The sequence below is a fragment of the Luteimicrobium sp. NPDC057192 genome (genome assembly GCF_042670205.1).
Taxonomy (GTDB): Bacteria; Actinomycetota; Actinomycetes; order Actinomycetales; family Cellulomonadaceae; genus Luteimicrobium.
In genome coordinates this window covers 173,347-190,322 of sequence record NZ_JBHUWD010000002.1, presented here as the reverse complement: position 1 = coordinate 190,322, position 16,976 = coordinate 173,347, and the positions used below count along the sequence as shown (strand labels likewise).

At 74.2% G+C, this 16,976-nt stretch carries 14 protein-coding genes; all 14 read right to left on the bottom strand.

Annotated features, from left to right (window positions below; genetic code table 11):
* Nucleotides 1-115 precede the first annotated feature (115 nt).
* Nucleotides 116-1,582 carry a glutamate synthase subunit beta gene (locus tag ACFT5B_RS02345; protein WP_386796364.1) on the bottom strand — a complete coding sequence of 489 codons (1,467 nt, stop codon included), beginning with the start codon at nucleotides 1,580-1,582 and terminating at the stop codon, nucleotides 116-118.
* Nucleotides 1,575-6,170, bottom strand: a complete 4,596-nt coding sequence (gene gltB, locus ACFT5B_RS02340) for a glutamate synthase large subunit (RefSeq protein ID WP_386796427.1) — start codon at nucleotides 6,168-6,170, stop codon at nucleotides 1,575-1,577. The genes ACFT5B_RS02345 and gltB overlap by 8 nt, the downstream gene beginning before the upstream one ends.
* A 151-nt stretch (nucleotides 6,171-6,321) precedes the next feature.
* Complete coding sequence (lgt, locus tag ACFT5B_RS02335) at nucleotides 6,322-7,200, bottom strand: prolipoprotein diacylglyceryl transferase (protein ID WP_386796363.1); 879 nt, start codon at nucleotides 7,198-7,200, stop codon at nucleotides 6,322-6,324.
* Complete coding sequence (gene trpA, locus ACFT5B_RS02330; protein WP_386796362.1) at nucleotides 7,197-8,069, bottom strand: tryptophan synthase subunit alpha; 873 nt, start codon at nucleotides 8,067-8,069, stop codon at nucleotides 7,197-7,199. Before trpA ends, lgt begins: the two co-directional genes overlap by 4 nt.
* Nucleotides 8,066-9,343: a tryptophan synthase subunit beta gene (gene trpB / locus ACFT5B_RS02325; RefSeq protein WP_386796426.1), complete on the bottom strand. Its 1,278-nt coding sequence runs from the start codon at nucleotides 9,341-9,343 to the stop codon at nucleotides 8,066-8,068. The genes trpA and trpB overlap by 4 nt, the downstream gene beginning before the upstream one ends.
* A 52-nt stretch (nucleotides 9,344-9,395) precedes the next feature.
* Nucleotides 9,396-10,211, bottom strand: a complete 816-nt coding sequence (trpC, locus tag ACFT5B_RS02320; protein WP_386796361.1) for an indole-3-glycerol phosphate synthase TrpC — start codon at nucleotides 10,209-10,211, stop codon at nucleotides 9,396-9,398.
* A 114-nt stretch (nucleotides 10,212-10,325) separates the two neighbouring features.
* Nucleotides 10,326-10,688, bottom strand: coding sequence for a DUF2752 domain-containing protein (locus ACFT5B_RS02315; protein ID WP_386796360.1), 363 nt, complete (start codon nucleotides 10,686-10,688; stop codon nucleotides 10,326-10,328).
* Between the two features lie 100 nt (nucleotides 10,689-10,788).
* Nucleotides 10,789-11,046 (bottom strand): HGxxPAAW family protein, encoded by a 258-nt coding sequence (locus ACFT5B_RS02310; protein WP_386796359.1) that lies wholly within the window; start codon nucleotides 11,044-11,046, stop codon nucleotides 10,789-10,791.
* Nucleotides 11,047-11,125: 79 nt separating this feature from the next.
* Nucleotides 11,126-11,779: a Trp biosynthesis-associated membrane protein gene (locus ACFT5B_RS02305; RefSeq protein WP_386796358.1), complete on the bottom strand. Its 654-nt coding sequence runs from the start codon at nucleotides 11,777-11,779 to the stop codon at nucleotides 11,126-11,128.
* Nucleotides 11,776-13,362, bottom strand: a complete 1,587-nt coding sequence (locus ACFT5B_RS02300; RefSeq protein ID WP_386796357.1) for an anthranilate synthase component I — start codon at nucleotides 13,360-13,362, stop codon at nucleotides 11,776-11,778. Before ACFT5B_RS02300 ends, ACFT5B_RS02305 begins: the two co-directional genes overlap by 4 nt.
* On the bottom strand, nucleotides 13,359-13,766 hold the full coding sequence (hisI, locus tag ACFT5B_RS02295) for a phosphoribosyl-AMP cyclohydrolase (RefSeq protein ID WP_386796356.1): 408 nt from the start codon (nucleotides 13,764-13,766) through the stop codon (nucleotides 13,359-13,361). The genes ACFT5B_RS02300 and hisI overlap by 4 nt, the downstream gene beginning before the upstream one ends.
* Before the next feature lie 70 nt (nucleotides 13,767-13,836).
* A complete protein-coding gene (locus tag ACFT5B_RS02290; protein WP_386796355.1) occupies nucleotides 13,837-15,396 on the bottom strand; it encodes a carboxylesterase/lipase family protein in 1,560 nt (519 codons plus the stop codon).
* Entirely contained in the window at nucleotides 15,393-16,268 is an 876-nt protein-coding gene (locus ACFT5B_RS02285; protein ID WP_386796354.1) for an alpha/beta hydrolase, read from the bottom strand. The genes ACFT5B_RS02290 and ACFT5B_RS02285 overlap by 4 nt, the downstream gene beginning before the upstream one ends.
* A gap of 34 nt (nucleotides 16,269-16,302) precedes the next feature.
* The gene (locus tag ACFT5B_RS02280) at nucleotides 16,303-16,935 is read right to left on the bottom strand and encodes a hypothetical protein (protein ID WP_386796353.1); all 633 of its coding nucleotides are present in this window, start codon (nucleotides 16,933-16,935) and stop codon (nucleotides 16,303-16,305) included.
* Nucleotides 16,936-16,976: the final 41 nt, after the last annotated feature.

Sequence of the window (16,976 nt, the reverse complement as noted above, 5' to 3'; positions counted from 1 at the left end):
CTTCTCCCGCGCGGCGTCCGTGGGCGCCGCGCCCCGACGCACGGCCACCCGCCGACCGGCGGGTGGCCGTGCTTTCGTTCGTACGCCCCGGTCGCCACGAGGCGACCGGGACCTCCTAGACCCGCAGGGCCGCCGTGGTCGCGGCGACCGGTGCGGGAAGCTCGGTGTCGCCCTGCAGGTACGCGTCGACGGCGGCCGCGGCCGCCCGCCCCTCCGCGATGGCCCACACGATGAGCGACTGGCCGCGGCCCGCGTCGCCGGCGACGAACACGCCGGGCACGTTGGTCGCGTAGGTCGTGCTGCGGGCCACGAGGCCGCGCCGGGTGAGGGCGACCCCGCCCTGCGCGTCGAGGGTCTCGGTCTCCGGACCCGTGAAGCCCATGGCCACGAGGACGAGGTCCGCGGGGATCTCCCGCTCGGTGCCCTCGGTCGGGACGCGGCGCCCGTCGGCCAGGTACTCCGTGGTCGCGACCTTGAGGGCGCGGACCCGGCCCTCGTCGTCGCCCACGAACTCGACGGTCGACGCCAGGTACGCGCGCTCGCCGCCCTCCTCGTGCGAGCTCGAGACCTCGAACAGGATCGGGTCGGTCGGCCACGGCTGGCTCGCGGGGCGGTCGACCGGCGGCTTCTTGCCGATCGCGAGGGTCGTCACGGACGCCGCGCCCTGCCGCAGCGCCGTCCCGACGCAGTCCGACCCGGTGTCGCCGCCGCCGATGACGACGACGTGCTTGCCCTCGGCCGTGATCTGGTCCACGACGTCCTTGCCCGCGGCCACGGCGTTCGCCGGGTGCAGGAAGTCCATCGCGAAGTGGATCCCGTCGAGCTCGCGGCCGGGCAGCGCCAGGTCGCGCGGCACCGTCGCGCCCGTGGCGACGACGACCGCGTCGAAGCGTCGGCGCAGCCCGTCCCACGTGATGTCGCGGCCGATCTCCCGGTTCGTGCGGAACCGGGTGCCCTCCGCCTCCATCTGCGCGATGCGGCGGTCGACGTGCTTCTTCTCGAGCTTGAAGTCGGGGATCCCGTAGCGCAGCAGGCCGCCGATCGCGTCGTCCCGCTCGTACACCGCCACGGTGTGGCCGGCGCGCGTGAGCTGCTGGGCGGCAGCGAGGCCCGCGGGCCCCGAGCCGACGACGGCGACCGTGGAGCCCGTGAGCCGCTGCGGCACCTGGGGGGTGACGTAGCCGCGCTCGAACGCCTCGTCGATGATCGAGACCTCGACGTTCTTGATCGTCACGGCCGGCTGGTTGATGCCCAGCACGCACGACGACTCGCACGGCGCCGGGCACACCCGGCCGGTGAACTCGGGGAAGTTGTTGGTCGCGTGGAGGCGCTCGATCGCGTCCTTCCACTGGCCGCGCCAGACCAGGTCGTTCCACTCCGGGATGAGGTTGCCGAGCGGGCAGCCCTGGTGGCAGAACGGCACGCCGCAGTCCATGCAGCGGCCGGCCTGCTCCTTGAGGAAGGGCTGGCCCTCCACCCGGTGCTCGTGGACGTCCTTCCAGTCCTGCAGGCGCAGCTCGACGGGGCGGTTCGCGGGCAGCTCGCGCTCGCGGACCTTCAGGAATCCTCGCGGGTCAGCCACGAGCCACCTCCAGGATGTGCTCCCACTCGCCGGGCGCCGCCGGGTCGAGGCCCTGGGCCTCGGCCTCGGCGAGCGCGCGGCGCATGCGGGCGTAGTCGGTCGGCAGGACGCGGGTGAAGCGCGCGAGCGCTGCCGTGCGGTCGGTCGCCAGCTCCTCGAGGAGCTCGGCCGCGACGGGCGAGCCCGTCTCCTCGTGGTGGCGGCGGATCAGCGCGACGACGAGCTCGGCGTCCTCCGCGATGTCCGCGGCGTCGTCGGCGAGGGACGAGAGCGTGAGCTCGCCCGACGCGAGGGACGCCTGGTTGATCGCCTGCTCGCGCAGGTCGAGCAGGTACGCGCTGCCCCCGGACATGCCCGCGCCGAAGTTGCGCCCGGTGCGGCCGAGGACGAGGACCGTCCCGCCGGTCATGTACTCGCAGCCGTGGTCCCCCACGCCCTCGACGACGAGCGTCGCGCCCGAGTTGCGGACGCCGAACCGCTCGCCGACGACGCCCCGCAGGAAGATCTCCCCGGACGTCGCGCCGTAGCCGATGACGTTTCCGGCGACGACGTTCGCCTGGCCGGTGAGGACGGCCGCGCGGTCCTGGCGCACGACGATGCGCCCGCCGGACAGCCCCTTGCCGACGTAGTCGTTCGCGTCGCCGAACAGGCGCAGCGTCACGCCGCGCGGCAGGAACGCGCCGAACGACTGGCCGGCCGACCCCGTGAGGGTCACGTCGATCGTGTCGTCGGGCAGCCCCGCGCCGCCGTAGCGCTTGGTGACCTCGTGGCCGAGCATCGTCCCGACGGTGCGGTTGACGTTGCGGACCGGGAGCGCCGCGCGCACCGGCTCGCGCCGCTCGAGGGCCGGCTCGGCGAGCGCGATGAGCTCGTTGTCGAGCGCCTTCGCGAGGCCGTGGTCCTGGGTCTTGACCTGGTGCAGCGCCGAGCCCGGCAGGGGCTCGGGCACCTCGAGGACGGGCGCGAGGTCGAGGCCCGCGGCCTTCCAGTGGTCGACCGCCTTGCGCGCGTCGAGGGCCGCGACGTCGCCGACGGCCTCCTCGATGGTCCGGTAGCCGAGCTCGGCGAGGAGCTCGCGGACCTCCTCCCCGATGAACTCGAAGAAGTTCACGACGAACTCGGGCTTGCCCGTGAACCGGGAGCGCAGCTCGGGGTTCTGGGTCGCGACGCCCACGGGGCACGTGTCGAGGTGGCAGACGCGCATCATGACGCAGCCGGACACGACCATCGGGGCGGTCGCGAAGCCGAACTCCTCGGCGCCGAGCAGCGCGGCCACGACGACGTCGCGCCCGGTCTTCATCTGCCCGTCGACCTGGACGACGATCCGGTCGCGCAGGTCGTTGAGCACGAGCGTCTGCTGGGTCTCGGCGAGGCCGATCTCCCAGGGCGTGCCCGCGTGCTTGAGCGAGGTCAGCGGGCTCGCGCCGGTGCCGCCGTCGTGCCCGGAGATCAGGACGACGTCCGCGTGCGCCTTGGACACGCCCGCGGCGACCGTGCCCACGCCGAACTCGGAGACGAGCTTGACGTGGATGCGTGCCGACGGGTTCGCGTTCTTCGCGTCGTGGATGAGCTGCGCGAGGTCCTCGATCGAGTAGATGTCGTGGTGCGGGGGCGGCGAGATCAGCCCGACGCCGGGCGTCGAGTGCCGGGTCTTCGCGACCCACGGGTACACCTTGTGGCCGGGCAGCTGACCACCCTCGCCGGGCTTGGCGCCCTGGGCGAGCTTGATCTGGATGTCGTCGGCGTGCGTGAGGTACTCGCTGGTCACGCCGAACCGGCCCGACGCGATCTGCTTGACGCGCGAGCGGCGCTCCGGGTCGTACAGGCGCTCCGGGTCCTCGCCGCCCTCGCCCGTGTTCGAGCGCCCGCCGAGGCGGTTCATCGCGATCGCGAGGGTCTCGTGCGCCTCGGCCGAGATCGACCCGTACGACATCGCGCCCGTGTTGAAGCGCTTGACGATCTCGCTGACCGGCTCGACCTCGTCGATCGGCACGGCCGGCCGGGTCGGGCTGAACTCGAGCAGGCCGCGCAGCGTCATGAGGCGCTGCGACTGCTCGTTCACGCGTCCCGTGTACTGGCGGAAGATGTCGTACCGGCGCGTGCGGGTGGCGTGCTGGAGCCGGAAGACCGTCTCCGGGTCGAAGAGGTGCTCCTCGCCGTCGCGGCGCCACTGGTACTCGCCGCCCGAGACCAGGCTCTGGTGCGGCTGGTGGTTGCCCGACGCCGGGTACGCCTCGGCGTGCCGGGCCGCGACCTCCGCGGCGAGCACGTCCAGCCCGACGCCGCCCAGGCGGGTCGTGGTGCCGGTGAAGTAGTCGTCCACGAGCTCGTGAGACAGGCCGAGCGCCTCGAAGACCTGCGCGCCCCGGTAGGACGAGATCGTCGAGATGCCCATCTTGCTCATGACCTTGAGCACGCCCTTGCCGAGCGCCTTGATGAGGTTCGCGACGGCCTTCTCGGGCGAGACGCCCAGGTACCCGCGCCGCGCGAGGTCCTCGACCGTCTCCATCGCGAGGTACGGGTTGACCGCGGCCGCACCGAAGCCGATGAGGAGCGCGACGTGGTGCACCTCGCGCACGTCCCCGGCCTCGACGACGAGCGAGACCTGGGTGCGCGTGTGGCGGCGCAGCAGGTGGTGGTGCACCGCGCTCGAGAGCAGCAGCGACGGGATCGGCGCGAGCTCCTGGGTCGAGTCGCGGTCGGACAGCACGATGAAGCTCGCGCCCGCCGCCACGTGCTCGTCGACCTCCGCGAAGATCTCCTCCAGGCGGCCGAGGAGCCCGGCGCCGCCCTCGGCGACCTTGTACAGGCCGCGGACCGTGACGGCGCGGAAGATCCCCTCGAGGCTCGGGTCGCGGTCGACGCGGATGATCTTGGCGAGCTGGTCGTTGTCGAGCACCGGGAACGGCAGCACGAGCTTGCGCGCGTGCAGCGGCGTGTCGGTCAGCAGGTTCGGCTCGGGGCCGATCGCGCCGGCGATCGACGTGACGAGCTCCTCGCGGATCGCGTCGAGCGGCGGGTTGGTCACCTGCGCGAACATCTGCGTGAAGTAGTCGAAGATCAGGCGCGGGCGCTGCGACAGCACCGCGATCGGCGTGTCGGAGCCCATGGCGCCGAGCGGCTCGGCGCCCGTCTCCCCCATCGGCGTGAGGATGACCTTGAGCTCCTCCTGCGTGTACCCGAAGGTCCGCTGGCGGCGCTGCACCGAGGCCGGGCTGTGGGCGACGTGCTCGCGCTCCGGCAGGTCCTCGAGGTAGACCGAGTTCTCGGCGACCCACTGCTGGTAGGGGCGCTGCGCGGACAGCTGCGCCTTGACCTCCTCGTCCTCGACGATGCGGCCCTGGCGGGTGTCGACGAGGAACATGCGGCCCGGCTCGAGCCGTCCCTTGCGCACGATCGTCGACGGGTCGAGGTCGAGGACGCCCGCCTCGGACGCGAGCACCACGAGGCCGTCCTCGGTGACCCAGTACCGGCCCGGACGCAGGCCGTTGCGGTCGAGCACGGCCCCGATCAGGGTGCCGTCGGTGAACGTCAGGCAGGCCGGACCGTCCCACGGCTCCATGAGGGTCGCGTGGTACTCGTAGAACGACCGCAGGTCGGGGTCGAGGTCGGCGTTGTTCTCCCACGCCTCGGGGATCATCATCAGGACCGCGTGCGGGAGCGAGCGGCCCGACAGGTGCAGGAGCTCGAGCACCTCGTCGAAGCTGGCGGAGTCGCTCGACCCCTCCGAGCAGACGGGCATGAGGGGCGCGAGGTCGCCGAGCGCCTCGCTCGCGAGCGTGCCCTCGCGCGCCGCCATCCAGTTGCGGTTGCCGCGCACGGTGTTGATCTCGCCGTTGTGGGCGATCTGGCGGAACGGCTGCGCGAGCGGCCACGACGGGAACGTGTTCGTGGAGAACCGCGAGTGGACGAGCGCGATCTCGCTCGCGTAGCGCGGGTCGGACAGGTCCGGGAAGAACGGCTCGAGCTGCGCCGTCGTGAGCATGCCCTTGTACGTGATGGTCCGCGCCGACAGCGACGCGAAGTACAGGCCGAGCTCGTTCTCCGCGCGCTTGCGGGCGCGGTACGCGCGGCGGTCGAGCTCGACGCCGGCGAGCTCGCGCGACGGGTCGGCAAGCACGACCTGGCGGAACGTCGGCATGGAGGCGCGCGCCGTCGGGCCGACCAGGTCCGCGGTCACGGGGACGTCGCGCCACGCGAGAACGTCGAGCTTCTCCTCGGCGGCGATCTCCTCGAACCGGCGGGCGGTCGCGTCCTCGTCGCCGACGGGCAGGAACGCGGTGCCGATCGCGTAGTAGCCGGCCGGCGGGAGCTCGGCGGCGACGACGTCGCGCACGAACGCGTCGGGGATCTGGGTGAGGATGCCCGCGCCGTCGCCCGAGTTCTCCTCGGCGCCGACGGCACCGCGGTGGTCGAGGTTGAGCAGCGCGGTCAGGCCGGCGTCGACGATGTCGCGTCCGGGCGTCCCGCGCAGCGTCGCGACGAACGCGACACCGCAGGCGTCGTGCTCGGCGGCGGGGTCGTAGAGCCCACGCGCCATGGGGGCGGCGGCGCGGCCCGGGCGGGGCTGCCCGGCGTTCGGCGGCATCGTCATCTGGTCGGTCCTCACACGCACCCGGCGCGGACGCCGGGTGCCCTCGTTCTGCTGGGGGGACGGGACGGCGTCGGCCCGTGGGGTGGGGAGGTCACCGGTCGGACCGGTGCGTCCCAGGGGGACGGATCGCGCTGATCCGGTGGGATCAGGCCGCGTCCGTGTGCTCGGGCTCCTTCGCGGCGAGCTCCACTGTCTTCTCGCGCCCTTGGTGGCGGCGCCCGACAACGATAAACGCAACTAGCGCTCCGACCCACACGAGGATCGAGGTCCAGATGTTCAACCGGAGCCCGAGGATGTGTTCGGCGTCGTCGATCCGGAGAGCCTCGATCCACACACGTCCGGTGGTGTAGATCATCACGTACAGCCAGAATACCCGACCATGACCCAGCTTGAACCTGCGGTCGAGCCAGATGAGGAACAGGCCGCCGGCGACGTTCCAGACGAGCTCGTAGAGGAACGTGGGCTGGAACGTCGCGTACTGCTCGTAGCCGAGCGGGCGGTGCGCCGGGTCGATCTCGAGGGCCCAGGGCAGGTCGGTGGGGCGCCCGAACAGCTCCTGGTTGAAGTAGTTGCCGAGCCGGCCGATCGCCTGCGCGAACAGGAGGCCGGGCGCGAGCGCGTCGGCGAAGGCCGGGAAGCTCACGTTCAGGCGGCGGCAGCCGATCCAGGCGCCGACGCCGCCCAGGGCGATCGCACCCCAGATCCCGAGCCCGCCGTCCCAGATGTACAGGGCCTTCACCGGGTTGCCGCCCTTGCCCCAGTAAGGCTCGGGCGTGGTGATCACGTGGTACAGGCGCCCGCCGACGATGCCGAACGGGACGGCCCACAGGGCGATCTCCAGGACGTCGTCGGCCTTGCCGCCGCGCGCGACCCAGCGGGAGCGGCAGACGAGGATCGCGACGACGATGCCCGCGAGGATCGCGAACGCGTACGCCCGGATCGGCACGAACCCGAGGTGCCACACGCCCTGCGACGGGCTCGGGATCGACGCGACGAGCGCGCCGTGGAGAGCCGCGGCAGTCATGCCGAGGCCCCCTCGCGCGCGCGGCGCACGCCGGCTGCCAGGTCGTCGACGACGGCGCCGAGCGCGGCGAGCCGCTCGGGCCACGGCGCGTCGCCCAGCAGCGGCCGGACGAACGCCGACCCGACGATCACGCCGTCGGCGAACCGCCCGACCTCGGCGGCCTGGTCGCCGTTGGAGACGCCGAGGCCGACGCAGACGAGCTCCGCGCCGCGCTCGCGCGTGCGCTCGACCAGCTCCTCGGCGCGGTCGCCGACCGTCGCCCGCTCCCCCGTGACGCCCATCGTGGACGCCGCGTAGACGAACCCGCGCGAGGCGCGGGCCGTGAGCTGGAGGCGCTCGGGCGTCGAGCTCGGTGCGACGAGGAAGACCCGGTCGAGGCCGTGCTTCTCCGACGCCTCGAGCCACTCGGCGGCCTCGTCGGGGATGAGGTCGGGCGTGATGAGACCGGCGCCGCCGGCCTCGGCGAGGTCGCGCGCGAACGCGTCGACGCCGTAGGCGAGGACGGGGTTCCAGTACGTCATGACGAGCGGCACGGCGCCCGCGTCGGCGACGGCCCGCACGAGCCGGAACGCGTCCCGCACGCGGGTGCCCGCCTCGAGGGCCTGCTCGACCGCGCGCTGCACGGTCGTCCCGTCCATGACCGGGTCGGTGTAGGGGATGCCGATCTCGACGACGTCCGCGCCGTGCTCGACGAGCGTCCGGACCGCCTCGACCGACTGGTCGACCGTCGGGAAGCCCGTCGGGAGGTAGGCGACGAGCGCGGGGCGTCCCTCGCCGCGCAGGCGGCGCAGGAGGTCGGCCGTCCGCGACGAGGCGGGCGACGCGGACCGGTCGGCGGGGTCCGTGGTCGGCACGGCGGGACTGGTCACTGGTCTCCCTCGCTCACGTCGTCCGCGTCGCCGCCCAGCAGCCCGAACCAGCGGGCGGCGGTCGCCACGTCCTTGTCGCCGCGGCCGGACAGGTTGACGAGGATGGTCGGGCTCTCCCCGCGCTCGGCAGCGGCTCGCCCGACGCGCAGCGCGCCCGCGAGGGCGTGGGCCGACTCGATCGCCGGGATGATGCCCTCGGTGCGGCACAGGAGCGCGAACGCGTCCATCGCCTCGTCGTCGGTCACGGGCTCGTAGGTGGCGCGGCCCAGGTCGTGCAGCCACGCGTGCGCGGGGCCGACGCTCGGGTAGTCCAGTCCCGCGGAGACCGAGTGGCTGGGGCGGGTCTGGCCGTCCTCGTCCTGCAGGACGTAGGTGCGGGCGCCGTGCAGGACGCCCGGGTGTCCCCCGGAGAAGCGCGCCGCGTGGCGGCCCGACTCGATGCCCTCGCCGCCGGCCTCGAAGCCGTAGAGCTGCACCGACGGGTCGTCGAGGAACGCGTTGAAGATGCCCATCGCGTTGGACCCGCCGCCGACGCACGCCGCCACGACGTCGGGCAGCGCCCCGGTTCGCCCGAGGATCTGCTCGCGCGCCTCCTCGCCGATGACCTTGTGGAACTCGCGGACCATCTCGGGGAACGGGTGCGGGCCCGTGACGGTGCCGAGCAGGTAGTGCGTCGTCTCGACGTTCGTCACCCAGTCGCGCAGCGCCTCGTTGATCGCGTCCTTGAGGGTGCGCGTCCCGAGCGTCACCGGGATCACCTCGGCGCCCAGCAGCCGCATGCGGGCCACGTTGAGAGCCTGGCGCTCGGTGTCCTCCTCGCCCATGTAGACCGTGCACTCGAGGTCCATCAGGGCCGCGGCCGTCGCGGTGGCGACACCGTGCTGGCCCGCGCCCGTCTCGGCGATCACTCGCGTCTTGCCCATGCGCTTGACGAGGAGCGCCTGGCCGAGCACGTTGTTGATCTTGTGCGAGCCCGTGTGGTTGAGGTCCTCGCGCTTGAGGAAGACCCGGACGCCCGCCTCGCCGCCTGCGTGCGCCGCGAAGCGCGGCGCCTCCGTGAGCGGGCTCGGCCGCCCCACGTAGTCGCGCAGCAGGCGCCGCAGCTCGGCGACGAACTCCGGGTCCTCGACGGCCTTGCGGTATTCCGCGTCGAGCTCGTCGAGCGCGGCGATCAGCGCCTCGGGGACGTAGCGGCCTCCGAAGACGCCGAAGTACGGGCCCGGCTGGGTGGCCAGCAGCGGGTTGTGCAGCGGTTCGCCCGGCACGTGCGACAGCTCCGGCACGAGGGAGACCTCCAACGGCTCGCGGGGACTGGTGATCAGGTGGTCAGTGGCGGACGGCGCGCAGCGAAGGGTGCGCGCCCGCCGCGACGAGGTCCGCGACCGAGTCGCGGGGGGCGTCGTCGGTGACGAGCGCCTCGCCCACGAGGACCGCGTCCGCGCCCGAGCGGGCGTAGTCGACGACGTCGTGGGGGCCCCGCACGCCCGACTCGGCGATGCGCACGACGTCGTCGGGGATCGACGGCGCGACGCGCGCGAAGGTCGCGCGGTCGACCTCGAGGGTCTTGAGGTCGCGCGCGTTCACGCCGATCACGCGTGCGCCGGCGTCCACGGCGCGCGAGACCTCCTCCGCGGAGTGGACCTCGACGAGCGCCGTCATGCCTAGCGAGTGCACCCGCTCGACGAGCGACTCGAGGACCGTCTGCTCGAGGGCCGCGACGATGAGCAGGACCAGGTCCGCGCCGTGGGCGCGCGCCTCCCAGACCTGGTAGGGCGTCACGACGAAGTCCTTGCGGAGCACCGGCACGTCGACCTTCGCGCGCACCGCGTCCAGGTCGGCGAGCGAGCCGTGGAACCGGCGCTGCTCGGTGAGCACCGAGATCACGGCGGCCCCGCCGTGCTCGTACTCGAGCGCGAGCGCGGCCGGGTCGGCGATGTTCGCCAGGGCGCCCTTCGAGGGGCTCGAGCGCTTGACCTCCGCGATCACGGCGACCGCGTCCTCGAGCTTGAGGCGGCCCACGCACTCCAGCGCGCTCGGCACGCGGGCGGCACGCTCCTTGAGCTCGGCCAGAGGCGTCGCCTCCTCGCGTGCGGCGAGATCCACCCGTACGCCCGCGATGATGTCGTCCAGAACCGTGGCCACCGTCCCACTCCCCTCGTCGGCGCGCCCGGTCCCTCGTGACACGACCGGTGCGGTACTGGCCATCGTAGGGCCGTCACGAGGCCGCCCGAGCCACGGCGTCACGGTGCGAGACGGTCAGGGCGCCAGCCAGGGCCCCCAGGCGGGGACGTTGCGGGCGACCGCGAACAGCACGAGGACGACGACGAACGCCACGACGACGCCCCGGGGGACCCGCCGTGCCGGGCGCCCGCGCCACCGGCGCCACGCCCAGTCGGCCCAGCCGAGGACGAGCAGCGGCGCCAGGACCGTCCAGACCGGGTTCTGCGACCACGCGGCCGCCAGGTCGAGGTGGGCGAGGCCGTGCGTCGACCGGAGCCCGCCGCACAGCGGGCAGTACAGGCCCGTCAGGGTGTAGAGCGGACAGACCGGGTAGCGGCCCGGGTGGTTCGGGTCGACCAGCCCCACCCACGCCGTCGCCGCACCCACCGCACCCGCCACGACGAGAGGAGCCCTCAGGCGCCGCAGGGCACCTGAGGGCTCGGACGGGTCCGCCCCGGGGGCGCGGGCCGCCGGCCCGGCACCCGTGGCGGAGGCGGGCTCAGCCGACGGGCTGACCGTGACCGGCCTTCCGCAGCACCGCGCCGACGACCAGGCCGGCGGCGATGACGACCGCCGCGCCGATCACCACGGGGACCGACGGGATCACGAAGCCCACGCCCGCCAGCACCGCGCCGACCATGACGATGATCATCGCGGTCCAGGCCGCACGCGTGTTGCCCTCGTTGGCGGGCGGGGACGCCGGCGGCAGGTAGTTGCTCGCGGGTGCGGACGCCGTCGCGGGGGTGTTCTCAGCCATGTGGGTGCCTTTCCGGGGTGATGACAGCAGGGTAGTACGCGCAGGCGCGCCGGACGTCGTGGACACGGAGGCGGGGGGCTCAGCGCCCCGAGGCGCCGTCGTCGGTCGGGTCCTCGCCGCGGGTGAGGGAGTCCCAGGCCGCGTGCTCGTCCACGAAGCCCGAGCCGTCGTCGGCCACGGGGTGCTCCGTGGCGGCCGGGGCCTCCGGCGCGGTCGCCGCTGCGCCGTCCGGCGACGCGGGTGCGCCCGCGGCGACCCGCTCGTGCCTGGTCGACGTGCGCCACGCCCCCGACCGGACGGCCACGAGGATCGCGAGGACGACCACGAGCGCCCCGACGACGGTCGTCGCGTACGGCCAGAACGCCACGTGGACGCCCTCCGTGAGCTCGGTGACGCCCGTCGCGTCCGCGGCCTCGCGCGTCGCGACGGGTGTGGGGTCGCGCACGACGCCGAGCGCGGAGAAGGCGACGACGGCGCCCGCCAGCGCGGCGACCAGGAGGACGACGTAGCGGCCGATCCGGCCGATGATCCCGAGCGCGAGCGCCGCGGCTGCGACGACGAGCGCGCCGGCGCCGACCCCCGGCGCGGCCTTGGTGCCGGCGACCTGCACGACGACGAGCGGCTCGAGCACCGTCGAGCCGGCGGTCGTGAGCCACGTGGGGATCGCCGTGAGCAGCGCGACGCCGCCGAGCACGAGCAGCAGCAGGACGGCCGAGCGGCGGGAGATCGTCATGCCCGCTCCCCTGCCGGGCGCAGCCGCGCCGCGACCTGGACGGCGCGCACCGCCGCCGCGGCCTTGTTGCGCGACTCCGCGTACTCGAGCGCGGGGACCGAGTCCGCGACGATGCCGCCGCCGGCCTGGACGCTCGCGACGCCGTCGCGGATCAGCGCCGTCCGGATCGCGATGGCCATGTCCATGTTGCCCGCGAAGTCGAAGTATCCGACGGTGCCGCCGTAGATGCCGCGGCGCGCGGGCTCGAGCTCGTCGATGAGGGCGATCGCGCGCGGCTTCGGGGCCCCGGAGAGCGTGCCCGCGGGAAACGTCGCGACGAGCGTCTGGAGCGCTGTCGCGCCCGCGCGCAGGCGCCCGGTGACCGTCGAGCACAGGTGCATGATGTGGCTGAACCGCTTGGTCGCCATGAACTCCACGACCTCGACGGACGTCGGCTCGCACACCTTGACGAGGTCGTTGCGCGACAGGTCGACGAGCATGATGTGCTCGGCGAGCTCCTTCGGGTCCTCGAGGAGCTCCTCGCCGAGCGCCAGGTCCTCCTCCGGCGTCGCGCCGCGCGGCCGCGACCCGGCGATCGGGTACGTGAGCACCTTGCCGTCGGTGACCTTGACGAGCGTCTCGGGGCTCGACCCGACCACCGCGAACCGCGCGCCGTCCGCGTCCGTGAGCTCGAAGTAGTACATGTACGGGCTCGGGTTGATGGTGCGCAGCGCGCGGTACACCTCGAGGGGCTGCGCCGGGCAGTCGAGGTCGAGGCGCTGCGACAGGACGACCTGGAACACCTCGCCCTCGCGGATCGCCTCCTTGCCGGCCAGGACCGACGACTCGAACTCCTCGCGCGTCGAGCGGAACCGCAGCTCGGGCTCGGGCACGTCGGCGAGCACGAGCGGCCCCGCGCCCGCGTCGGGGTGGCCGAGGCGCTCCTGCATCGCGTCGAGCCGGGCGACCGCGTCCGTGTACGCCCAGTCGACGCGCTCGTCCGTGTCGTCGAAGTTGATCGCGTTCGCGACGAGCCACACCGAGCCCTCGACGTGGTCGACGACCGCCAGGTCGCTCGCGAGGAGCAGCGTGAGCTCGGGGACGTTCAGCTCGTCCGGCGCGAGCGCGGGAAGCGTGGGCTCCCAGTGCCGGACGACGTCCCAGCCGAGCGAGCCCGCGAGCCCGCCCGTGAACGGGGGCAGCCCGGGGATCGCGGGGGTGCGCAGGGCCTCGAGGGTCGCGTCGAGGACCTCGAGGACGTCACCGTCCACCGGGACGCCGACGGGCACGTCGCCCGTCCACGTCGCGCGGCCGTCCGCCACCGTGAGCGTCGCGCGCGAGCGCACGCCCACGAACGAGTAGCGCGCCCACGACCCGTCGACCTCCGCCGACTCGAGCACGAACGTGCCCGGGCGCGACTGCGCGAGCGTGCGGTACAGGCCCACCGGAGTGACGTCGTCGGCGAGGAGCTTGCGGACCACGGGCACGACCCGGCGGTCCGCCGCGAGCCCGCGGAAGCCCTCGGTCGTCGGCCACGTCTCGCCCCACGCCACGGAGACCGGCGGCACGTCGGCGACCACGGGCGCGTCCGCCGCCGCGCTCATCGGGCACCCTCGGGGCGCTCGCCGACCACGGCCGCGAGCTCGCCACCGGCCTCGAAGCACGTGCGCGCGCCGGTGTGGCACGCCGCACCGACCTGGTCCACGCGGACCAGGAGCGCGTCGCCGTCGCAGTCGATCGCGACCGACTTCACGTACTGCGCGTGGCCCGACGTGTCGCCCTTGCGCCAGTACTCGCGCCGCGACCGGCTCCAGAACGTCACGCGCCCGCTCGTGAGCGTGCGGTGCAGCGCCTCGTCGTCCATCCAGCCGAGCATGAGCACCTCGCCGGTGTCGTGCTGCTGGACGATCGCGGCGACGAGACCGGCCTCGTCGCGCTTGAGGCGCGAGGCGACGTCGGGCGCGAGCGCGAGCTCGGGACCAGGTCCGGTGGGCTGTCCGATGGGCACGGAGCGATCTTGCCACGCCGCGCCGGACGAGCCCGCACGCGTCCACCGTGATCCGGGCCACGGCCGCCGCTCAGCGGAGGAAGTCGACCCCGTCCCAGGCTTCGCGCGCGGGGCCGCCGGGATCCCGGGCGATCCGTACGTCGCGGTCGAGGACGAGGGTCGTCCGGTCGGGCGGCGCGTACCGCGGCCAGCCGAAGCCGGGCGTGCCCTCGCGGGCCAGGCTCACCAGGTGGGTCCGGATGCGCGCGCCCAGGCGCTGCGCGGCCGACCGCCCGCCCAGCAGGACGATGAGGCGGCCGACGGGCGCGTCGAGCGTGCCGAACACGAGCGGGATCTCGGTGCCGTGCGTCGCGTCTAGCCGGGCCATGCGCTCGGCCGGCGTCGCGAAGTCGCACCGGTACATCCACACCGGCGCGACCTGCGCGTGGCCCTCCGCGAACCGGATCGTCGGGATGCGGAAGGTCGAGTCGCCCGCGAAGTCGAGCAGCGCGTCGCGCTCCGGGTAGCCGGGGTAGGCGGCGAGCACGCCGTCCTGGAGCGCCCCGTCGTCGTCCTCGGCGTGCTCGTCCGGCGTGCGGTCGCCCGCCTCCGCCGCCCGCTGCTCCGCGAGCAGCTCGAAGACGCGGTCCACGCGCGGCTCGGCGACGGGAAGGATGTGCGGCCGGGCGCGCAGGAACAGCAGCGCCTCGTTCCGCATCGTGCCCGTGAGCAGCGGCACCGGCGAGGTGCGTCCGCCCAGCGCTGCGTCGACGGGCGACTCGGGCAGCAGCGCCCCGTCGACGCTCGGCGCGAACGCGATGGTCCCGGTGTACCGCGCGTCGACCTCGTCGAGCAGCCGGGTGCCCGCGCGCACGAGGTCGTCGGCGGGGATCTGCCGCCAGGACGCCGGGTCGTCGGGGTCGGCGCCGACGATGCGCAGGAACCTGCGCGCGTACGACGCCATCCGGTCGGCCGAGTAGGCCGCCGCGGGCGCCGGGCTCAGCGCGACCGCACGGTGGAAGAGCCCGCGCGCCGCGGGAGCGGCGAGGAGGGCGGTCACGAGGCTCGCGCCGGCCGACTCCCCGGCGAGCGTCACGCGCCCCGGGTCGCCGCCGAACGCCGCGACGTTCTCCCGGAGCCAGCGCAGCGCCGCCACGACGTCCCAGAGCCCGACGTTCGCGTCGAACGGCACGTCCGGCGTCGCGAACGAGGACAGGTCGAGGAAGCCGAGCGCACCGAGCCGGTAGTTGAGGGTCACGACGACGACGTCCCCCTCGGCCGCGAGTCGGGAGCCGTTGAAGTCGGCCAGCATCCCCGAGCCCGCGACGAACGCGCCGCCGTGCACCCACACGAGCACGGGCCGCAGGTCGTCGGCGTCCGACGGCGGGGCCCATACGTTGAGCGTCAGGCAGTCCTCGGTCCGGGGCCACGCCGGCGGGACGCCGCCGCCCGCGCGGAGCCGGTGCTGCGCGCAGGCGTCGCCGAAGCGCGTCGCGTCACGCGTGCCGGCCCACGGCCGGACGGGCAGGGGGCGTCGCCACCGTCCGTCCCCGACCGGCGGCGACGCGTACGGCAGGCCGCGCCAGACCCGTGCTCCGCCGTCGGTCTCCCCGACGACGACGCCCGACTCCGTCGCGACCCGGAACGTCACGGCCGTCGCCCGAACCGCGCGTCGAGCCAGCCGACGAGGTCGGCCAGGACCTCGTCCTTGTTGGTCTCGTTGTAGATCTCGTGCCGGGCCCCCGGGTAGATCATGAGCGACACGTCAGTCAGCCCGCTGCGTCGCCGGTACGCCTCGGCGAGCATCGTCATGCCACGGGTCCCGCCGAGCGAGTCCTCCGCGCCTCCCTGGATCAGCACCGGGAGGTCGCGGCCCAGGCGGCGCGGCGGTCGGCCCAGGAGCTGCAGCGCCTGCCACCACGTGTACGGGCTGCGGACGTTCACGTCGAAGGTGAGCGGGTCCGCGGCGAACGCGGCGGCCACCGCGGGATCGCGGCTCAGCCACTCGAAGCCCGTGCCGCCCTCGGCCCGGAACCGCTTGCCGAGGTCGCCGGCGTTGATGACGCCCGGCACGGCGTACGACGTCCCCGAGAGCACGAGCCCGTCGAACAGCCCGGGGTCGCGCGCGAGCAGCTTCTGCGCGACCAGGGAGCCCCAGGAGTGCCCCAGCATCACGAACGGCGCCGGCGCGAACCACGTCCGCGCCTGCCGCGCGACGGCCTCGACCGCGTCGAACACCGCGTGGTGCGCGCCCTTCCCGAGCTCGCCGAGCCCGAGGTGCCCGGTGCCCGTCGCGCCGTGGCCCCGGTGGTCGTCGGCGACGACGGCGTAGCCCGCGGCGTGCAGCGCGCGCGCTACGTGCGCGTAGCGCCCGGCGTGCTCCCCGACCCCGTGCGAGACGTGGACGACGGCGCGGGGCTCCTCGTGGTCCCACACGTAGACGTGGACGGCGACGCCCTGCGGATCCGTCACGATCGCCTCGCGGGGCCCCGCCACGGGGCTGGCCCCCGTCGTCTCCGTCATCCCCCACCTCTCCGTCGCGCCGGCTGGCTCCAGGCTAGTGGCCGCCGTCGGCCGCGTCGCGCGCCACCACCCAGGCACGCCGCACCTGCTCGAACCGCGTCGGCAGGGGGCGGCGGCGCCCGCCCTGCTCGGCGGCCGTCCGGTGCACGTAGCGCCGCCAGGACAGCACGAGCCCCTGCGCCGTGATGGGCAGACCCTTCGAGACCGTGACCCCGTTGTCGTGCGTGTGGTGGACGGTCAGGAGCAGCGCGCGCGGCACCGAGCCCTCGAGGTCCGCGCACAGCTCCTCGCGGACCTCGAGCCACCGCGCGACGACGGTCGCCGCACCGGCGTCGAGCGGGTGGTCGCGCACGGTCCGGTGCTTGCCGTGCCGCACGCGCACCACCCCGCCGACGACGCGCCCGTCGCTCGCGCCGTCCCGGTCGAGGGCGAGGTCGTCGACGGTGACGCGCAGCAGGTCCCCGTAGCGCGCCCCCGAGCACCGGGCCAGCCCGGCGATCACGGCGAGCCGGACCTCCTCGTCGCGCACCGGGACGCGCGACGCGCGCGACGCGAGGTCGCGCCACACCCACTCGGCCTCGTCGAGGTCGACGGTCGGGCGCGGGTAGCGGCCCTCCCCGCCTCCGGGCGGGGCGGTGGGCGGGACCTGCGTGTCGGGCTCGGTCATGACGGAAGCGTACCGCTTGGCACAGTATTTTGCCTCCTCTC